15 protein-coding genes and 2 pseudogenes are annotated in these 19339 nt (G+C 58.0%); 10 read left to right on the forward strand and 7 right to left on the reverse strand.

Annotation, left to right across the window (positions count from 1 at the left end):
- The first annotated feature begins 808 nt into the window (after positions 1–808).
- The 3 genes from RhoBH5_RS31320 to RhoBH5_RS32610 all read left to right on the forward strand — a co-directional run bounded on the left by RhoBH5_RS31320 (position 809) and on the right by RhoBH5_RS32610 (position 2324).
- Positions 809–1126: a hypothetical protein gene (locus RhoBH5_RS31320; RefSeq protein ID WP_270009446.1), complete on the forward strand. Its 318-nt coding sequence runs from the start codon at positions 809–811 to the stop codon at positions 1124–1126.
- A 385-nt stretch (positions 1127–1511) separates the two neighbouring features.
- Positions 1512–2057, forward strand: coding sequence for a hypothetical protein (locus RhoBH5_RS32605; protein WP_333482279.1), 546 nt, complete (start codon positions 1512–1514; stop codon positions 2055–2057).
- Between the two features lie 54 nt (positions 2058–2111).
- Positions 2112–2324 (forward strand): hypothetical protein, encoded by a 213-nt coding sequence (locus tag RhoBH5_RS32610; RefSeq protein ID WP_333482280.1) that lies wholly within the window; start codon positions 2112–2114, stop codon positions 2322–2324.
- A 120-nt stretch (positions 2325–2444) separates the two neighbouring features.
- Here the strand turns inward: RhoBH5_RS32610 and RhoBH5_RS31330 are convergent, their stop codons facing one another.
- The 3 genes from RhoBH5_RS31330 to RhoBH5_RS31340 all read right to left on the reverse strand — a co-directional run bounded on the left by RhoBH5_RS31330 (position 2445) and on the right by RhoBH5_RS31340 (position 5201).
- Positions 2445–3149 (reverse strand): hypothetical protein, encoded by a 705-nt coding sequence (locus RhoBH5_RS31330; protein ID WP_270009447.1) that lies wholly within the window; start codon positions 3147–3149, stop codon positions 2445–2447.
- A gap of 65 nt (positions 3150–3214) precedes the next feature.
- A complete protein-coding gene (locus RhoBH5_RS31335; RefSeq protein ID WP_270009448.1) occupies positions 3215–4558 on the reverse strand; it encodes a sensor histidine kinase in 1344 nt (447 codons plus the stop codon).
- Positions 4524–5201, reverse strand: a complete 678-nt coding sequence (locus tag RhoBH5_RS31340) for a response regulator transcription factor (protein WP_270009449.1) — start codon at positions 5199–5201, stop codon at positions 4524–4526. The genes RhoBH5_RS31335 and RhoBH5_RS31340 overlap by 35 nt, the downstream gene beginning before the upstream one ends.
- A gap of 556 nt (positions 5202–5757) precedes the next feature.
- Between RhoBH5_RS31340 and RhoBH5_RS31345 the strand changes: the two genes are divergently transcribed.
- The 6 genes from RhoBH5_RS31345 (at position 5758) to RhoBH5_RS31370 (ending at position 11753) form a co-directional block, all read left to right on the forward strand.
- Entirely contained in the window at positions 5758–6474 is a 717-nt protein-coding gene (locus tag RhoBH5_RS31345) for a hypothetical protein (RefSeq protein WP_270009450.1), read from the forward strand.
- A gap of 337 nt (positions 6475–6811) precedes the next feature.
- Entirely contained in the window at positions 6812–7861 is a 1050-nt protein-coding gene (locus RhoBH5_RS31350) for a 3-oxoacyl-ACP synthase III family protein (RefSeq protein ID WP_270009451.1), read from the forward strand.
- Between the two features lies 1 nt (position 7862).
- Positions 7863–8771: a hypothetical protein gene (locus tag RhoBH5_RS31355; protein ID WP_270009452.1), complete on the forward strand. Its 909-nt coding sequence runs from the start codon at positions 7863–7865 to the stop codon at positions 8769–8771.
- Positions 8768–10429 carry a fatty acid CoA ligase family protein gene (locus RhoBH5_RS31360; protein ID WP_270009453.1) on the forward strand — a complete coding sequence of 554 codons (1662 nt, stop codon included), beginning with the start codon at positions 8768–8770 and terminating at the stop codon, positions 10427–10429. The genes RhoBH5_RS31355 and RhoBH5_RS31360 overlap by 4 nt, the downstream gene beginning before the upstream one ends.
- The gene (locus RhoBH5_RS31365) at positions 10426–10713 is read left to right on the forward strand and encodes a hypothetical protein (RefSeq protein WP_270009454.1); all 288 of its coding nucleotides are present in this window, start codon (positions 10426–10428) and stop codon (positions 10711–10713) included. The genes RhoBH5_RS31360 and RhoBH5_RS31365 overlap by 4 nt, the downstream gene beginning before the upstream one ends.
- Positions 10710–11753, forward strand: coding sequence for an NAD-dependent epimerase/dehydratase family protein (locus RhoBH5_RS31370; RefSeq protein ID WP_333482281.1), 1044 nt, complete (start codon positions 10710–10712; stop codon positions 11751–11753). The genes RhoBH5_RS31365 and RhoBH5_RS31370 overlap by 4 nt, the downstream gene beginning before the upstream one ends.
- A gap of 501 nt (positions 11754–12254) precedes the next feature.
- Here RhoBH5_RS31370 and RhoBH5_RS32825 read toward each other — a convergent pair.
- The 3 genes and pseudogenes from RhoBH5_RS32825 to RhoBH5_RS32830 all read right to left on the reverse strand — a co-directional run.
- A pseudogene (locus RhoBH5_RS32825) lies at positions 12255–12353 on the reverse strand (hypothetical protein); the annotation flags it as partial.
- A 151-nt stretch (positions 12354–12504) separates the two neighbouring features.
- Positions 12505–13612, reverse strand: a pseudogene (locus RhoBH5_RS31380) (DDE-type integrase/transposase/recombinase).
- Positions 13613–16438: 2826 nt separating this feature from the next.
- Positions 16439–16738 (reverse strand): WhiB family transcriptional regulator, encoded by a 300-nt coding sequence (locus RhoBH5_RS32830; protein WP_442972496.1) that lies wholly within the window; start codon positions 16736–16738, stop codon positions 16439–16441.
- A 291-nt stretch (positions 16739–17029) separates the two neighbouring features.
- On the opposite strand from RhoBH5_RS32830, the gene RhoBH5_RS31385 reads away from it, so the two are divergent.
- Positions 17030–17464 (forward strand): hypothetical protein, encoded by a 435-nt coding sequence (locus tag RhoBH5_RS31385; protein ID WP_270009455.1) that lies wholly within the window; start codon positions 17030–17032, stop codon positions 17462–17464.
- Positions 17465–17622: 158 nt separating this feature from the next.
- On the opposite strand, the gene RhoBH5_RS31390 is transcribed toward RhoBH5_RS31385, so the two are convergent.
- On the reverse strand, positions 17623–18645 hold the full coding sequence (locus RhoBH5_RS31390) for a LysR family transcriptional regulator (RefSeq protein ID WP_270009456.1): 1023 nt from the start codon (positions 18643–18645) through the stop codon (positions 17623–17625).
- Positions 18646–19339: the final 694 nt, after the last annotated feature.

Raw genomic sequence — 19339 nt, forward strand, 5'->3', positions numbered from 1 at the left:
AATAGATCGACGAAAAAGTCGCGGATCGGATCTGGTTCCGCCATCGCTCTCCCCCTCTGCTTCTGCGCTACCGCGATGTTCGTGGTGCGTGTCAGATGAGGACACTACGAGTTGAAATTTTCTTTGCAATGTCACTGTGGATAACTTTTTTCGCGACGGGGATTCCCGTTCCAGAATGGAGTGAATTTCCCTCGATCGGAGCGCTTTTCGAGCGGTTACGGCACTGTGCGAATGTCGCTGTTTCGAGCGCTCGAAACAGCGCTCAAGATAGCGCCCTCAGGGCGCTCACTCATCCGGTCGAGGTGCGTTGACGTGGGCGGTTGAGCGCCCGACACGAGAGCGCTCGCTGTAGCGTCTGATCTGGCGTTATTGAGCGGCGCCCGAAAGCGACTGTGCAAGACGCAATTTCATGAAGTACACTCCCCCGGAGGAACGGAGGGGGAGTGACCCCCGGAGGGGCGGGGTTTCGAGCGCCCCACATGAGCGCCCCGAACGAGCCCTCCCTCAACCCCGGTGCCGAGCGCCGCGATTTCGGTCGCTTCTCCCGCCGCATCGGTGGCCCTCGAATTAGCCTCCCCGCCAGGGCCGTACGACGGCAGCTGAAACGGACCGCGATCACCGCGCTCACACACGCCGCTAGGACCGCCGCTGTTGAGCGCTTCCGGCGAGGCGAATCTGATCGGTTTGACTCGCTCGCCGAACGTGAGAAAAAAGTTATCCACAGTTGGATTGATCGCCTCCGCATGTCTGCATACAGTCACCGCCATCCCACACATGGCGGGACGCCGCAGAATCAAACACGTTGGAGATGAAGACGATTGCCCTCGCACACACCGTCAGCGGAATCGCACAAAGCGCCTACGTTCCCGTTCACCAGTCGACGGCCACGTACCTTGCGCAACCAAACACGAACGGGCTGACCGACTGGATCAGAGGCAACAGTGCGGTCACCCTCATGGCGGTCATCGCCTGCGCGATCCTTCTCGGCGCTCTCAAGGGCAACGTGTCGAAGGTTGTCACGATAGGCGGCCTCTCGGTGGTCGGGCTGCTCTTCGTCGGGTTCGCCGCAAACGAAGGCGCGCAAGACGCGCTCGGAAAGTGGGCATTGGGCCTGTTCGGCGTCTGAGAAACCTGACCACCACACGCATCCGGCACGTGATCGAAACCGATGACCTGATCTACAGAGTCGACAACCACTACCTGGGACCGACCGGCAAAACGTTTCCGGTCCCGATCCGCTATTCGGCGGTAGGCGTGGGCGTGAGCACGTTCTTTATCCTGTTCATCATCGCCCGCGCTGTTCTACATCTGTCGCTGAGTTACGGCACGTTCCTGATCATGGTCGTGGCGAATCTTCGTGAGGCGGGTGTCGAGCACCTTCACGGCGGCTCACTCGTGCGCCGTGGCCTGTTCGGCGTTGGGCGCGCTTGCATCATGAGTGGGCGACCCCGATCCAGGACGTCGAGGGTTCACTTTCGTAGAACGACTATCTGCGCGGTCAGCAGCATGGAATGTTGTGGTCCCAGCCGACGATCAAAGCCCGTTACTGGGGCATCGAACTGCCTTCACGGTCGGCGCTGAGCATCTCGCTGGATTACCTCGCGCGGTGGTTCGGAGAACTGTGGTGGCTCGATCCCAAGCTCAGCGCGTGGGCCGACGCATCGTTCGACCGCGAGACAGCGGCGCTCGATGAGCATCTCGCTACCCTCGCTCGGATCATGTCCGCGCCGGGTGCAGATGCGTACCCGGCCAACTCCGCGCAGATGGATTATCTTCTGCGGCGCTCTGCGGCGATCGGTCTCCCGCTCGACATCGACGGCGTGATCTCGGGCGGCGGCGATTGGACCGATACCGACGTCGCCTCGCTCGAAGACATCGCGGACCTCTCCCTCACGCCAGGTGACGGATTCACGACGGTGTCCGGGCTGGTGGACGGTCGCCGGTATTCCGCTGCGGTGATCGTCCTGACGATCGGGCGGATGGCTCCGATGCCGATTCCGGAACAGATGTTGCCGTGGCAGGTGATCGGTGACGGGTCTGGTGAGCCGCTCGAATAGTCCGAACGACTCACGATCGAAGAGAAGTCTGCGACCGCTCGTGCGATGCGGTTCGTGACCGACAAGATCACTCACCAGTTCAAGCACTACACGGTCGAGCACGATGAGACTCCGCCGTCTGAATTGGTCGAGCAGCATGCGGCGGCACAGAAGATCAAAACGCAGATCGAACACGACCATTCGGGACTCTCGACGAGGGCCGTCAAGGGCTTGGTCACGACGAGCCGTGAATCAGTCGGATGGCGCGTCAACGACCTCCGTCGCTAGGATCTTTGACGCCTATGGGCGCCTTCAGCCTGGTCACAAGCGTTGATGGCATCGCGGAGCGACGGATCGTTCCACGGCGGGACCCGCGATGCTGTCGGCTGTCGGTTGTCTAAGGAAGGATCAGTTGTCGTCAACATCAATCATGACGACGCCGAGATCGACGCCGAGATCGACACCCGACTCCCTGCCATCCGCCAGCCGGATACTCACCTCGTAGGCAACACCCGGGTCGTCGGATGAAGAGATCGCGTCAACCGTGCCCTCTGCGCCAGCCGCGGCGGATGAGGCCGTCATGGCGGTCTTCACGATGTCCGCTAAGAGATCGAGATCGAGCGCCGGGTTGGGCCTCTCACCGTCGGGACGGTTGATACCTTCGGTTACCGTTCCATCGGTGGCGACGAACACATCGAGCTCCGAGCCGTCATCGAGCTGGACCTCGACCTCGTAGCCGCCGCGCTCGATATCGATCGAGGTCACGCCGATGCCCTTCGCAGAGTCGAGCGCCTTCTCCGCCGCAACACGCAGCGCTGCGGCGGAGAAGGCGCGAAGCTCCCCGGTTCCATGAGCCGCGTCCGTCCTTCCATCGTCGGGCGTCTGTCCGCCGGCGAGCGTTGCGCTCACATCACGGTCGTCAAACATCGTCAGGCAGTTGTCGTCACCGTCTGCGACGATCGCCGCGTATGCGCCGACTCCGACGGCGAGGAGAAGGATGACCGCGGCTGCGGCTCCGATGATGTTGCACTTACCGATCCGCCACTTGCCCGGCTGCGCCCCGGAGCCGGCGGAATTGTCAGCGGCATGCTCTGCCTTCTCGTTGTTGTTCATGCTTCCAGCCTGACGACAGGGTGGTGAAGCGGCACTGAAGAAACCTGAAGCCACCTTCAGGGTGCTCAGTCCGGCAGCACCGCAGGCAGAGCTAGTACGAAGAGCGCGCCTCCTGCCGCGCCCTCGCCTACGGTGACGCTCCCACCGTGAGAGCGCGCGATCTCACGGACGATGGCGAGCCCGAGGCCACTGCCTCCCTCCTCGCGCGCTCTGCCCTCGTCTAGGCGGGCGAAGCGCTCGAAGACGCGGTCGCGCTCCTGGGCCGGGACGCCGTCGCCGTCGTCCTCGACCGCAACCCGCACCAGGAGTCCAAAAGCGACGACCCGGAGAGTCACCGTCCCAGCTGCGTGGCGCGCAGCGTTGTCAGCAAGATTGCGCACAGCCCTTGCCAAAAGCGACTCGTCGCCCACCACACGGCCCGGACCGATGCCCTGGGTATCAACCGTCACGCCCAGCCCGCGTAGCCGACGGGCCTCGATCAGGGCCAGGTCGTCCAGGTCGACCGGCGCACGCACTCGCCGCTGCCCCTCGTCGAGGCGGGCAAGTAGCAGTAGCCCTTCGACCAGTTCCTGCATCCGGGCCCCCTCATCGATGACCACCCCGCTCAGCGACTCAAGGGACGTCGACGCCGGGTGCACGGCGGCAACCTCGGCGTGCTGCCGGATCGTGGCCAGTGGCGAGCGCAGCTCATGCGAGGCGTCACTGACGAAACGGCGCTGGGTGAGCTGGGCATGCCGAATCCGGTCCAGCATCCCGTTCATAGTGGCTGCAAGGCGGCCCAGTTCGTCGTCACTCGCCGCCTCGACCCGGCGGGCGAGATCGTTCGCATCGATCTCGTCGACCTGCCGACGCAGCCGCTCAACGGGTGCGAGCGCGCGGCCGGCCACCACCCAGACCACCCCGCCGACGAGGGCGAGAAGGAGCGGCGCGCCGACCGCGAGGAGCCTGGTCGAGGTGGTCACGGCCTCCTCGACGTGCTCCAGCGGCCGTGCCACCATAAGCACGCCGTGGGTGGTCTCCTCGGACGCAACAAAGTAGGCATCCCCGTCCAGCCGGACCCTGCTGCTCGTCCCCTCTGACAGCGCCGGCAACTCCGCCGCCTCATCATCGTTCATTATCGGTCGCGCCCCGTCCAGCCGCACCAGTACGTCGTCGCCGATTGCCCACAGCGTAGGCAGGCCCTCCTCGAGCTGTTCGGCGATGGTATCCAGGTCCCTCTCCACGGCGGTGGCCACGCCGGCGGTGAGGGTCCGGCTTAGGATCTGCACGGTCACGACCGAGCCGACGCCGAGGACTACCGCGACGATCGCCAGCGCGCCGAGCGTCACCCTGGCGCGGATCGACCGGGACAGTGGACCAACGGAGCGAGACATCTCAGCCCTCTCCCATTGCCAGCCGGTAACCAGCACCACGCACAGTCTGGATCGTCTGGCGACCGAAGGGCCGGTCCACCTTAGTGCGCAGGTGCCCGACATACACCTCGACGATGTTCACGTCACCGTCGAAGTCTTCACCCCAGACATTCGCGATCACTTCACGCTTAGTCACCACCTCCCCGCGGCGACGCAGCAGAAAGTCGAGCACCGCCAGCTCGCGTGCCGTGAGCACGATCTCCTCTTCCCCTCGGAACACTCGCCTCGCTGCGGGATCCAGCCGCAGGTCACCCGCCTCTAGCACTGCGGGCCGCTCCCGACCGCCGCGGCGGATCAGCGCACGCAGGCGCGCGACCAGCACCGGATATGAGAACGGTTTGGTCAACCAGTCGTCGCCACCGGTGTCAAGGCCCTCGACTTCGTCCCATACGCCGTCCTTTGCAGTCAGAAAAAGTACCGGCGTCCAGTTCCCGTCCACACGCAGCGCCTGGCAGACTCGATATCCGCTCATGCCAGGCATCATCACATCGAGGATGATCGCGTCATAGTCGCGATCACTCGCGAGACGCAGCCCTCCTGGGCCATCGTGAACGACATCGACGACCATCCCTTCTGCCTCAAGCCCTCTACGGACACCGTCGGCGAGGCGTGTCTCGTCGTCCACGAGAAGGATGCGCATCCGACCATTCTGCAGTGGTCGCTGAAGCGCACATGAAGGGGCGCTGTGCGTGGCCACGCTGACGGCATCGTGCGAGGCACCACCGATGGACCCGCACGCCTCACCACGTGAGGCCAAACGCGTCGAACTAAGCGGCAAATCGGTGGGAGACTGAACGCTTTATCCCGTGATCAACTCCGCCGACCATCACACGTAGAATATGGATTCACGCACGGTGAACACGCATATGATCACCACTTTTGATTCGCTGCGACCACTAACCGTCGACCTCGACACCACTCCTGCAACAGAAAATTCGGATAAAGAAACCGTGCACCCCCTCTAAGGAGAGTGAATATCTAGAATTAACTCCAATATTTCGAGCCACAGTCCCTCAATTCCCGACCAGCCCCCAGGACGTGTAACTTAATTTAGACCTTCAACGATACATTCATTACCCCTGACCGCGACATCAAAAGGAAGACCTGAATTTGCAAATGACATAACATATCAATTTGAAATGACCCCACCCTTGAAGTAATATATATTTAAATGCAATTTCCCGACTGGAGTATCCGTGAGTGAAGAAAGTTCATTCGATTCGATCTTTAAAGCAATGGCACAGCTAAATGCAAATAGGCAGATCGAACTATCAATAGAGGATATTCTGGAAATTCTTGTCCGCGAAACTCGTTGCCAAAGTTCAGCTTTATATATCTCAGATAGACAAACCTACTTTCAGATAGCCAATTGCTCCATAAACAACAACGGGCAGATGCATTCAAAATTCGGATACACGACCGACGACGAAAAACTACCCCTCTTAACCATTGATAAAATTTCACTAAAAAAATCATCAGCATCCTTACATGAACTACCGCGAGAATTCTCCAATAAATCTTCCCAACTCGGATTCCTGGAAGGGCGATGCTTTCCCGTTCGCATCTCTAATGTCGACCTAGGATTACTAGTCTTATTCTATAAACGGCCTATCTCAGCCGAAGAATACCAAAAAGCAGAAAAGTGCGCTAAAATTTTTGCCAATCTAACTGGATTAATCATTTCAATAGGTGCTTCAACAAGGAAAAATCCATACGAAACGTTGAATCGATTTGTCGAAGAAATCATGAGCAGTGACGATATCATCGAAATGGCAATCTCCAAACTGAGGCTACTCTTTGGAGAAGATCACCTGTCTGGACGATTGCGACTCGTACACTTAGCTCTGGCGCATAGGGTTTCGATCGTCGAATACTCCAAGATCCTGATCTCATCCAACGCGCCATTCAGATAGCGCAGAGAAATACTGTCATCCGTGCGCTTAAATCCACCAGGCGGTGGCATCCAAACTGCTCATCTGCTAGTTTTTAGATATAGTTCTTCGTAGATTTAATTCTTCTAAAATTTTCACCTACACGATTCGATTCAGGAATCGAGATTCTTACAGGAGATCCATTCCGACGGGGAGAACGGATGGTCATGCCTAAGCAGCTGGCGAGAGAATGACACAACTAGGTCTAGACTTCTCAAACCTACACCCCAAAGCACGTCACTGAGAGACTTCAAAGATTAACACCAGCGGGCAACAGATTACTATCTTGTCTACGTTTTCAACAAAATGGAGGCTCAAATTGCCGCATTCACGTTTCGAGTCCATCGGTGCATATCTGCCCAAAGAGGTCCTCACCACCGAGGAGCTGATCGGACGTCTCGCCCAGAAACCCACATTCGATCTCGCCACCATCACCGGAGTTCAGGCGCGCCGAGTTCACGACAAGACACCGGGCAATTTCGAGGACTCCTTCACGCTCGCCCTCAAGGCTGCGCGTGACTGCTTGTCCCGATCACGCTATGGTGCAGACGAACTCGATGTCGTCATCTCCACCTCGATCTCGCGCAGCAAGGACGAGTCGAAAGTGTATTTCGAGCCCTCCTTCGCGGCGCTGATCGCCAAGGAACTCGGCGCCACCCAGGCCATCCACTTCGACCTGTCGAACGCGTGCGCGGGCATGATGACCGGAACATACGCGCTGGACAGGATGATTCGGTCCGGAGCCGTCCGCAACGGGTTGGTCGTCAGCGGCGAAGCGATCACCGCGATCTCCGAGACGGCGGTCAAGGAAATCACCGGCGGCTACGACCTGCAGTTCGCGTCCCTCTCCGTCGGCGATTCCGGGTGCGCGTTGGTGATCGACGAATCCGTCGACGAGCGCGATCGCATCGACTACATCGAACTGATGACCGCCTCGGAGTACGCCGATGCCTGCTTGGGGATGCCGAGCGACAAGAACCCGGGCGTTGCGCTCTACACCGACAACCGGCGCATGCACAACGAAGACCGGTTCAAGTTGTGGACGAACAGTCAGCGAAACCACCTCGCCGCCAGCGGCACGACCTTCGCCGACGAGGAATTCGACTACATCATCCACCACCAGTTCGGTGCGTCGGCGGTCACGTTCATGAACGCTCTCGGAGAGCGAGAGTTCGGCACACCGATGCCGGAAGCGTTGAACGTGGTCGAAAAGTACGGGAACACCTCCACCACCTCGCACTTCATCGTTCTGCACGATCAGCTGCAGCAGAACGCCATCGCGGCCGAGTCGAAGATTCTCATGGTGCCCGCGGCATCGGGCATCGTCACCGGCTTCCTGTCCGCCACGATCTCTTCCTTGGAGGCCTGACATGGGCGTCGTCATCACATCCGTCGGCACGAGCTACGACCGCGACAGCGGCAGCGTCGTCACCCACGCCGCGCGAGCGGTCCGGCAGGCGCTCACCAGCGCCGCCGTGGAGCCGCAGGAGGTGGGCGTGCTGATCAACACGGGCGTCTACCGCGATTCCAACACCGTCGAACCGGCGATCGCCGCCCTGATTCAGAAGGACGCCGGTATCGGTCTCGAGTACGGCGAACACGATCCCCGCACCTTCTCCTTCGACCTGATGAACGGTGCGTGCGGCGTCCTCAACGCCGTGCAGGTCGCCGACGCGATCCTGTCCACCGGCAGCACCGGCCGTGTCCTGGTCGTCTCCGGGGACACGCACCCCAGCGCCATCGCCGCAGGCATCCCGGACGGCTTCCCCTACGCCACCTCCGGCGCAGCCCTTCTCCTCGAACGCAGCGACAGCGCTGAAGGTTTCGGCCCGGTACACACCGAACTCGCGGACGGCCCGTCGGTCATCGACGGGTTCGTCGAGACGAAAACGATGGGCGCGAACGGCCGCAACCTCATCACCGTCGAGCGGGACGCCGACGCCGAAGAACGACTACTCGACGTCGCCCTGGCTGCAGCGTCGGCCGCGATCGACGCCAGCGATCCGGACCTGTCGTCGACGGTGCTGATCGCATCGACTCCCACCCCCGGCTTCCCTGCCCTGCTCGCCGCGAAGCTCGGTATCACCGCACTCGACGCGGCGGAGCTGCCCGCATTCGGCGGTGACACACACACAGCCGCACTGACGGTGGCGTATCAGCACGCGCTGCAGGAGAAGCTGCTCGGGGAGTACTCGACGATCCTGTTCGTCGCTGCCGGAGCCGGACCGAGCGCCGCCGCGACCGTGTACCGCCTCACGGCAGGTGCCGACGCGAAATGACCGCCCCCACCTATTGCGGCTCGATCGACTTGTTCCGTGACCTCGCCGCGCAGCACCCCCAGCGCCCCGCGGTGACCTACGCGACCGGCACCCCGACGGGGGCGCTTCCGGACTACGAGGAGATCACCTACCGCGAACTCGATCAGTGGTCCGACGCCCTGGCCCAGCGCTTCACCGCCTCGGGCATCACGGCGGGTACCCGCACCATCGTTCTGGTCACCCCCGGCCCGGAGCTGTACGCGATCTTGTTCGGACTGTTCAAGGCCGGAGCCGTCCCCGTCGTCATCGACCCGGGAATGGGGCTGCGCCCGATGCTCCGGTGCCTGGCCGCGGTCGATCCGCAGGCGTTCATCGGGATCCCGCAGGCGCATGCGGTGCGGGTGCTGTTCCGGCGCACCTTCCGCGGGGTTCACACCTCGATCACGGTCGGTCGCCGCTGGCTGTGGGGTGGACAGACGCTCGCGATGTTGGGACGCACCCCGTCGACCGCGACCGGGTCGCCTCGCATCGCCGGGGACGACGCACTATTGATGATCGCCTTCACCACCGGATCCACCGGCCCCGCGAAAGCGGTGGAGATGACCCACGGCAACCTCAAGGCGATGGTCGAGCAGACCCGAATCTTGGCGGCACGCGAGGAGCTAGAGACGTCGCTGGTGACGCTGCCGATGTTCGGAGTACTCGATCTGCTGCTGGGATCGAGTCTGGTTCTGCCGCCGCTGACTCCGAGCAAGGTCGGCGCCACCGACCCACTGCACGTCGTCGACGCGATCAACCGATTCCAGGTCCACACACTGTTCGCCTCCCCCGCCGTCCTGGGTCCACTGCTCGATCACGCCCGGCGGCACCGATCACTCATGCCGACGGTACGTTCGGTGTTCTCCGGCGGCGCACCGGTTCCCGATCACGTGGTGACCGGCCTGCGTGAGGTGCTGCCTGAGCATGCTCTGGTCCACGCCGGGTACGGATCCACCGAAGCGCTGCCGATGTCCTCGATCGAATCGCGTGAGCTTCTCGGTGGGCTCGTCGACCGCACCCGCAACGGCGAGGGCACCTGCATCGGGCGCCCGGCGCCCGGGCTCAAGCTCCGCATCATCACCGTGACCGACGACCCGCTGTCCCGATGGTCCGATTCGCTGCAGATCAGCAACGGTATCGGGGAGATCGTGGTGTCCGGCCCGAACGTCAGCGCCCGCTACTACTGGCCCCCAGCTGCGAATCTGACCGGCAAGATCGCCGATGGCGACCGGATATGGCACCGCACCGGCGACGTCGGCTGGGTCGACGATCAGGGCCGCATCTGGTTCTGTGGACGCAAGAGCCAGCGCCTTGAGACCAGCGACGGACCGATGTACTCGGTGCAGGTCGAGCAGATCTTCAACACCGTCGACGGCGTCGCCCGCACCGCCCTGGTCGGTGTCGGTGCCCGCGGTCGGCAACGCCCCGTGCTGTGCGTCGAACTGCAACCCGGCCACGACCAGGACGCGATCGCCGACGCGCTACGCCGACGCGGCGCCGAGTTCCCGCTGACCGCACCGGTCGCCGACTTCCTGTTCCATCCCGCTTTCCCTGTCGACATCCGGCACAACGCGAAGATCGGCCGCGAGAAGCTCACCGTGTGGGCAGCCGGAGAACTCGGCACCACGGTGGCAGCATGAAAACCATTGCACTGCGCACCATCCCGATCCTCGGATGGATCTTCCTGGCCTACGGCACCCTCACCCGGATCCATGGTCACCGCCTCCGGCATCCCCTCATCCGCACTGCCTGGTGGATCGACGCGTTCTTGTCCCTGATCGTCCATCCCGCTCAGATCCCGGCCGCGCTGCGCCGCGCCGACGGCCACCGCTCCCGAACAGCCACCGCAGCACTGACGCTGATCTTCGGAATGACCTGGTGGACAACCCAACCCGGCCACTCCGGCGACGAGAAGAGAACATGATGAAGGTACTGGTCACCGGCGCTTCCGGTTTCCTCGGTGGACGTCTCGTGCGCTGGCTCGTCGCCGACGGCGGGCACGACATCTCTATCCTGGTCCGACCGACCAGCGATCTACGCGACCTCGGCGACACCACCGCCCTGTCCCTCGTCTACGGCGACCTCACCGATCCGCAGTCCCTCGCCCGCGCCACCGAGGGCATCGACGTCGTCATCCACAGCGCCGCCCGCGTCGACGAACGCGGCGTCCGCGCACAGTTCGTCGAAGAGAACGTCACCGCGACCACCACCCTCCTCGATTCCGCGCGCCGCAACGGCGTCAGCCGATTCGTGTTCATCTCGAGCCCGAGCGCGTTGATGGAATACGACGGCGGCGACCAGATCGACATCGACGAATCGGTCCCGTATCCGCGCAGGTTCTTGAACCTGTACTCCGAGACGAAAGCCGCTGCCGAACAGGCAGTACTGGCCGCGAACGAGCCCGAATTCACCACCTGCGCGCTCCGACCTCGCGCGATCTGGGGGCCAGGGGATCGGTCCGGTCCGATCGTGCGGCTGCTCGGGCGCGCTCAGACGGGCAGCCTGCCGAATCTGTCCGGAGGACGCGAGGTGTACGCCTCGCTGTGCCACGTCGACAACATCGTCGACGCCTGCGTCAAAGCGGCCACCTCCGACAACGTCGGCGGCAAGGCCTACTTCATCGCCGACGCCGAGATCACCAACATCTGGCCGTTCATGGGTGAGGTCGCTGAATCGTTCGGGTTCGCCGCACCCACCCGCGCGGCGAACCTGGCGGTGGTCCGCGCGGCCGTCACGGTCCTGGACACGATCTGGAAGATCCCGTATCTCGCCGTGAAGTACTCCCCTCCCCTCTCGACATATGCCCTCGCGCTCATGACCCGCACCTCGACGTTCGACACCACTGCCGCGCGCCGCGACTTCGGATACGTCGCCGTCGTCGACCGGGACAGCGGACTGCTCGAATTCCAGGACTGGGTCCAGTCGCAAGGCGGCATCGCTGCGATCACACGAATCTTAAAATGACATTTTTTCTTCCCACCCCAACACGTTCCAAGGCCATGACATCGTCCGCCACTGTCTTCGCACGTCTACAACTCATTATCGATGATTCGACCGATGTCGCCGGGTGTGGTGGCGTCGATAAGCCGCCGTCAGACATCGCACGGGGACCCGTCGTCTTTCACCTGCCAGATTCTGGTGGGTGAAGGAGTCAAGCCGCGATCGGTAGGGGAGGTCGAAATGCGTGAAGCTCGTCGAAGAGTTCGTGGGTGGTGAGGCAAGTGGTGGAGTTGGCCGAGGAGTCGGCTGAACAGGTCGTTGGGCTTGATGGTTCCGGTCTCCGTTGGCACGGCTGGCATCGAAATGCCGTCTGGTTACGGGGGAAGCTTTGAGAGCGCTGAACGCCCAGATCGTTCCCGCTGCGGCGAGTCGCCGGTCGTTGACGTGTCGGTGCAGCGGGAAGGTCTTCTTTTCGAGCAGTCGGATCCGCTCCTTCGCTTCGCAACTCTGCGGATTCGTCCTTGGTCATTCCATGCCGGTTGCCGTCTTCGATGTCGGCCTTTTGAGCCCGTTGTGCAGGGTCGGCTCGGAGATCCCGAAGTCTTTCGCGATCTGGGCCAGCTGGGCTTCACGTTTACGGCGACCGCGACCACATCGCGACGGAACTCCTCGGGGAACGGCTTCCGCATGACGTACATCCTTTCACCGCGAAGAGAGTGATCTTCACAGGTTAGATAACCTGCCCCAAGTTTTCTTACCCATTTCGGTGTGAGGATCAAGCGGGAACGGAGGGGTTCTCGAAGCGAAACTCGTACTCGATCGGCGACACACAATCAATCTGCGAATGCCACCTTTGCCGGTTGTAGAAAATCTCGATGTAGTCGAAGATGGCGATCGCCAGATCGAGCCGCGTCCGCCACTTCTTCCGGTTCAACAACTCGATCTGCATCGACGACCAGAACGATTCCATCATCGCGTTGCCATACCCATCTCCGATCGTCCCGAACGACGGCATCAGGCCCGCAGAACGGATCTTGTTAAGTGGAATGCCCAGCACGTGAACTGCACACGCGCTGAGGCCGGCTCTGACAGCTCCCCAGACTCCATGGTCGGCATGCACAATCCCAACAGGAGGCGGTTTGCGATTCTTGATCGCCATGTCCAACGCATTCACCACCAAGGCTGATACGCTGACAGCTATCGATCGACCAACCGACTATCTTCCGGCTGAACGTGTCCAATACCGCACAGCAGTACACTTTCCCCTCACGGGCCGGCAGTCGCGATACCGTTCAACCGCGTGACCTTCGCAGGACCAGGCCGACCTACGATGCCGGCTGTCCTCATGAGTTCGGCGACGAGGTCCTCGCTCACCACGATGTCCATACCGCACGTGAGCTCCGCATGCACCCGGCGAGACCCGTAGGTTTGCAGCGAAGCCGGCCGGACTTCGCGGATCAACCCAGTGAACCACTGGCGGCGCATCCGTGTCGGTGATATCGGCCGGGACTTGTAAATGTAGTAGCCGGGGCTGCTGACGCCGCCCGCAACAGACCTTCACCGGGTACCCGGCGTCGACGAGAGATTCGATCACTGGGTGAATCCTTTTGGGGCCGGGCGGTTCTCCCCGAACAGCGTCGCAGCGGTGCGGAGGATTTCGACTTCGAGTTGCCGAATGCGCTTGTTCGCCTTCGCCAGCTGCACTGATTCCGTTGTAGCGAACCTGGCCGTTCGCCTCGATCGACTTGATCTTGGCGCACCCACTTGTAGAGCGCTGCGGCACTGACACAATAGCTCTATCGCAGCGGCGGTGATTGGTTTCCGGCCCGGACGAGGGCTACCGCCGCCCGGAATCGGAACTCCGGCGGATACAGTCGTGGCATGGATCGAAGCCTTTCAGTGAGACTCGATCTTCACACCGAAATGGGTAAGAAAAACTTGGGGCAGGTCAAGATGTCATCCAAACCGGGTGCAGTCCTCCTTGTACCGACGCACCCTGGCGGGAGGCTCAAATTCCACAGGATGGGCAACAGTGAACATCAGCCCATACAAGTCATATTCGAATCCCTGCACATACTAGGGGCGGGAAGGCGCGAAACCCCGTCTTTCGCATTAAGAGAGACCAACACTCGGCGTATGGTCGTCGTGACGATAAGTGGGGCGAGCTCCTGCCACGCAGGGCCTATGCTCAGACTGCGAGCTATGAGTCCTTCATATCCTCGATTCGCCCTGTCAATCATCTGCGGTCAAATCTCTTTCGCCGACCGAGTTGCCGCAGATATCGCCGAATGCAAACCCTCTCACTAGATTAGCCTGTATATATGAGAGCAGCATAATCTCGCCAACTCAGCTAACGTTGTTGCAGAGTGCCACTCAGAGAAGAGGGATTGCATCAGGATCGTCAATGCAATTTTCGTCCCAGTATAGGGGCGGCGTCCAGCGATATGACACAGCTATGTCGCGTGCACTTTTCGATGGTCCTGGTGCCATTTCCCAGCGCGTATAGAGTTCCGCGACCGCAGACGCCCTTGAGGCGGTCACGGACTGGCAGCGCCCATGGATCATCCGAGAGAGGTTCGACGAGCCTATTCCCAGCGCCTGCGCAATTACCTTCTGCGACCAGCCCAACGCAACCAAAGCCTGCAAGCGTCGTCTAGTCCCGATTGCAGGAACTAATGCCGAGGGAGCGAGACGGGGCGTGCGCACAGCAAGTATGGCGGCCGCTGTGGAATCCAGGACCGTTGCAGACCCCATTGTACGGCCTCGAGAAACCAGCCGCTTCAGTGTCCGACTCGATACCTCTGCAGCCGAGGCGATTGTGCATATGCCCACTCCCATACTCCGCAGATATTCGACATGCTCGATAACTGGTGTGGCATCAACGTACATCGATGTGAATCGATCGTATGCTTTTTGGCGAGAAATCCACTGCTGGTAATGCCTGCTACATAATTTCCTCGCAATAATATCGAGCTCGCACCTCTCAGTCGAACATACATCAGATGTTTCCAAATTCATGAAACGTAAAACCACCCTATCAGTCCCTAGATAACAACTAAGGGCCCCGCCAATTATTAACACGTCTATTAACATGCCTATTAACACGTCAAGAAATTATCAAAACTTACCCGTGGAGAATTTAGGTTAATCGAAACTGAATGATCAAGAATCGCAAATTAGGTCATAGTGGCTGAACTGGCAATCGCCGAGGGACGAAATATGGCACGCCAGTCAGCCCCCACGCGCTCACCAGCCGAAACCTCCCTCCGCTCAGGGTAGGCGCACTGGCACAATATTAGCGATGAGGGTGCCGAACATTGGTGACTCACCAGAAAATGAGAGGCAAATGTTAGCATTCATAAACCTGGATTCACTGAATTCTATCCACATGTAGAATTTCGATATCGGAAGAAATTTCGCATTGATATCACTCTTTTATTTACCCCATACTGTGTACCGACCCGAGGAGGATCGAACTAGAACCTCACTCCGAAAATCCATAAAACAGCAAATTCAGGCTACCCCACTAAATGAGCTACACCATACCGAACGAATAGCGATCAACACGCAGCAAGATGAAACCCGCCAATTCCTTGCCGCAGACCACGCTCCCATTCCTGACCGCTGCTGGCAAGAAAGAATCTAGCTCGATGAAACAACTGCACCATTCCCACAGCTAATCGAAGCTGGACGAATTCGCCTCGTGTCGACTGCATCAGCGCGGACTAATATTTATGACTCGATGGGAGTCTCGTGATCACGAATAAAACAATCCTTCTCCCTTCTCTCTCGGTACCAGCAACCCCTGATCACCTTTGCGTACTACGCGATGCGACTCGCACCGCAATCCGATACCAACCCCTGCAAGCCGATGCCAGAACCGACCTCGTTCTCGCGGTCGACGAAGCCTCCGTGACTCTCGTCGAACATGCTACTGCTGACAGCCGCATTACATGCATTTTCGAAATTGACTTTCACTACCAACTGCGCGTGCACCTGTCGACAACGACCCTCAATCCTTTCCGACTCACGACCACCTCTCAGAAGTGGATCATTCTTCAAGCGCTGGTCGACAACGTATCCCTGGAATACCTTCCTCCTGTTCACCAGGGCGAAAGTTGGACAGTAACCGTCACCCTGACGAAATCCCCCCCGCCATCCCCTTCGCAGACTGACCGAAGTGAGGGGTAACCATCGCAATCCACGAACTGATTCGAACTAAGTGCTCAAATCGGTTCAAAGCTCCTTATGGATCAGTAACGATTACTTGACTAATTGCGAGCACCCCGCAAACCCTGATACCCACACAATCTTGCTAGCATAGCGGATATACGCTCTGTAGAATTCACAAATATAGACTATATAGTTTGGTCATAGTTTGGTCGCTCAGCCTTGAAATATTGCACTCAATCGATGCATTGAACTCTTCGAGTCGTAAGTCACGATAAAGCGAAGCCTCGCCTCTTGTTTAAAGTAGCCGAAAATCGCCACTCCTAGGCCATACAGAATTCCGCACGGCCCCAAACCACAAAGAATTTAGTTTGCTTTGGTATCGACCCATTGAGTTATATATCCCATATAAGGAACACGATACAAGAGTTTTCCCACGAACGCGCTTAATTGAATTCCTTAAAGCTATTTTCATCACCTTTTCGCAATGCAGCTAATATCTCCATTCTCGGAATTTATAACCCTATAAGCTTGGATGGTTATTTATTTTTCAATCGCAAATTTTGCATAATTCTACGTTGCTCTTCACCCCCTAGCCGTGACATGTCTTCCCCTCCCCAGATCCCGGATTCTTGTCGCTCTTTGAGCGCATATAGTAAACACTCACGCTGCACTTGACACCATTTACAAATTGCAATAGCGCGTTCTACAATTATTTTTCTACTCTGCCCACGAGTATCTCCGGGATGAAATTTATCGATATCGCGCATTTGCGCACAAATTCCAAGAACTCTCCAATCGCTGGTACCTGCATCTGTGCGAGAGTTTCGATCAAACACTTCATATCCTCATCAGTTAAGAACCTTCGGCGTCAATGCCCGACAAGTCAAGATATCCTGACCAGACATCAAACTCAACTTAAAATTGAGGGCAAGCAACACTCCCAAGAATCGAGAGTAGCTAAATGCACAGTAAGTGTTTCTAAAAATCACTGTCGGGGGTATCTCCCTTGAGGTGAACTTACATGAATCGCCTACGCGAAGCGCGTCAAATCTTCTGAACTAGTGAGATTGGCCGATTTCGAAGATATTTCACATTTAATTAGTTGACCGCCATTGATGAGGAACTGTATGCAGCACTTGAAATTTCTCAGAACTGTAGCGATAGAAGAAACCGGCGAAATCGGCCCCGTCAATATTAATCTTGGGAGTGGAACAGATAGAGCTCACATTTCACAGTTATCCGAGCCCAGTTTTCTTAGATCGAAGATTGCGGAAGCTGTGGGAAACAATACCGTCGATTTTTATCCGATTGGCGATACTCCGGGTTTGGTTTGCATGGCTGTAGGACAAGAAAATCAAATCGATATTGGCCAAATTTTGAATATACCGGCTTCAGCGGTCCTTCGTCGGTTCGGCTGTGCGTCTCAAGTTCAAGTACGCGGTCGTGCTTTACTTTTTTCGGGATCCTACATTCAGCCAAAACCGCTCCCAAACGGGGTAGCGGCGGCTCTTGCGCTACATCTACGAATAGAAATTTCGTCTTTTCTGGAGGCATCTCGTTGAGTCCCGACACACAGCGCGAAGATGTACCAAATTGTTGTTGTACGGCGCGAGCTCTAAAGCCTACATCCTTGCTGGTTACTTTTACTTCACCAGATATATCGTATATCGAAGAAGATGCGACGACTATTAGTGAAATCTGCGACGAAGTATTGTTTCCATTATGTTATCGAACCTACGCGAAACAGCGCAGAGCTTTGGCTTGAGAAATCACGGTTCGGATTTGCGTGGTTATTCGAACCGTTCAATATTTTCCTATTCGCATAGGACGGACTTGCTGTTTCGGCAGACGGAAAAATGCCATGGTTATCAACTGAAAGCAAGTTGAAGATCTGAATCGCTTTATCGGAATTTTCATACGCACAAATTTCAATATTTCTAAATAGAGGAATTGGCAGGCGCGAAAACTTAACCCCCCGTATGGGAAACTGAGAGATGCTAGCAGGCACTAAAGCGCTTAAACCATCGGACGATACGATGCTCAATGCCGAAGTTGGATCCGAAACTTCCAGCTCTATACGAGGCCGGACATTCCAGTTTCTGAAAAATGTTCGAAATAGTTCCCTTATACCTCTTGCGTGAGGCGAGTACCCTACCCAATGCCTTTTTGCAATATTTTCTCGGCCGAATAGAAATCTTGGCTCGTTTTCCGGAAAAGCGACCAAAAATTCTTCGCGCCCCAGCATGCGCTTACGTACACACTGTTCGCGATTCATTCGTTCTGGCATTACGGACAAATGGTATGAACCAAATTCTTTACCTTGATCTGAGTAGTTTTCGCTAAAGTGAGAAATGAGGTCTATTTTGAAATTCTCATTTAGGTTCCAAACTTGTCGACCAAGAAATGTCGCAGAATATTCGTGAAGGGTTGCAATCGTTACCCTTTCCCGCCTCGACTGGCCAATTGTGCCGACCTCCCACGCTCGTTCACATTCGGACACGATGTGCTGTGCGTGAGCAAAGAACTCAGCCCCCGCCGCCGTCGGTTTCATCGCTCCACCTGACCTATGTAGAAGCTGGCGGCCTAATGCAGCCTCAAGCGTGGCCAGTTGCTGCGATAGCGCTGAAGGTGTGACGTTAAGTTGCAATGCGGCTGCGGTCATTGTTCCCGCATTGACAATGTGAACGTAATACTCCAGCTGCTTCAGCGTGACCTTAGATGAGATAATCCCATCGGACGACATCGCCGCCTCCTCGTCGTCCAATTGTTCTCAGCCTCTGCATGTCAATCGGTTAATAATACACGAAACAGCAAACCTGGACAGGGACTTAGGTCTGATATATTTTATGACTTAGGTCCGATATATTTTCTGGAGGTAGCGCAAACGAAAAAAAGGGGGTTCATCGCCGATTCACGTCTACCGCCAGATAGCGTGGACGTATTCGGGCCGGCTACTAAGTTTATTTCCTCCGGATAGATAACTACTCAGAGCTGAACTCAACGGTGCCCAGGAATATATTCAATACGCCAGCTGCCGAATTCACAGCCAACGACGCTGGTCCTCAGAATGACACCATCGGAGAAAAAACCAGGAAGAACTCTCCAGACCTCGAGTCGACAATCAAGTTCACTGAAGGATCGAGAAGCACGAAAGCCACGCTCGGCGGCCCGGCACTTGTCTGTGTTGGCATGGTCCGTAGCAGATTCTGGCGGACCGATTGAAACAGGATACGAACTTGTTTGACAGGTGGAAGAATATCAACGAAAATTTTGGTCCAGATCATCGCACTGACCTGTGAAAACAAGAATCCCGCCACCATCTTGTTCAACCATCAACTCACCAAGCCACCGATCATGAAGGGACTGCTCCTCAAACGCTATCGGGGAATGCGGTCTGCTGATAGCCGCCTCGCAACGTTCCCTCGATATAGCTCGCC

The sequence above is a fragment of the Rhodococcus sp. BH5 genome, from assembly GCF_027583855.1.
Taxonomy (GTDB): domain Bacteria; phylum Actinomycetota; class Actinomycetes; order Mycobacteriales; family Mycobacteriaceae; genus Rhodococcus_F; species Rhodococcus_F qingshengii.

Coding starts and splice junctions, on each gene's coding strand:
- RhoBH5_RS31320 (WP_270009446.1), top strand. CDS start 809: ATGAAGACGATTGCCCTCGCACACACCGTCAGCGGAATCGCACAAAGC.
- RhoBH5_RS32605 (WP_333482279.1), top strand. CDS start 1,512: ATGTTGTGGTCCCAGCCGACGATCAAAGCCCGTTACTGGGGCATCGAA.
- RhoBH5_RS31330 (WP_270009447.1), bottom strand. CDS start 3,149: ATGAACAACAACGAGAAGGCAGAGCATGCCGCTGACAATTCCGCCGGC.
- RhoBH5_RS31340 (WP_270009449.1), bottom strand. CDS start 5,201: ATGCGCATCCTTCTCGTGGACGACGAGACACGCCTCGCCGACGGTGTC.
- RhoBH5_RS31355 (WP_270009452.1), top strand. CDS start 7,863: ATGGGCGTCGTCATCACATCCGTCGGCACGAGCTACGACCGCGACAGC.
- RhoBH5_RS31360 (WP_270009453.1), top strand. CDS start 8,768: ATGACCGCCCCCACCTATTGCGGCTCGATCGACTTGTTCCGTGACCTC.
- RhoBH5_RS31365 (WP_270009454.1), top strand. CDS start 10,426: ATGAAAACCATTGCACTGCGCACCATCCCGATCCTCGGATGGATCTTC.
- RhoBH5_RS31370 (WP_333482281.1), top strand. CDS start 10,710: ATGATGAAGGTACTGGTCACCGGCGCTTCCGGTTTCCTCGGTGGACGT.
- RhoBH5_RS31385 (WP_270009455.1), top strand. CDS start 17,030: ATGCAGCACTTGAAATTTCTCAGAACTGTAGCGATAGAAGAAACCGGC.
- RhoBH5_RS31390 (WP_270009456.1), bottom strand. CDS start 18,645: ATGTCGTCCGATGGGATTATCTCATCTAAGGTCACGCTGAAGCAGCTG.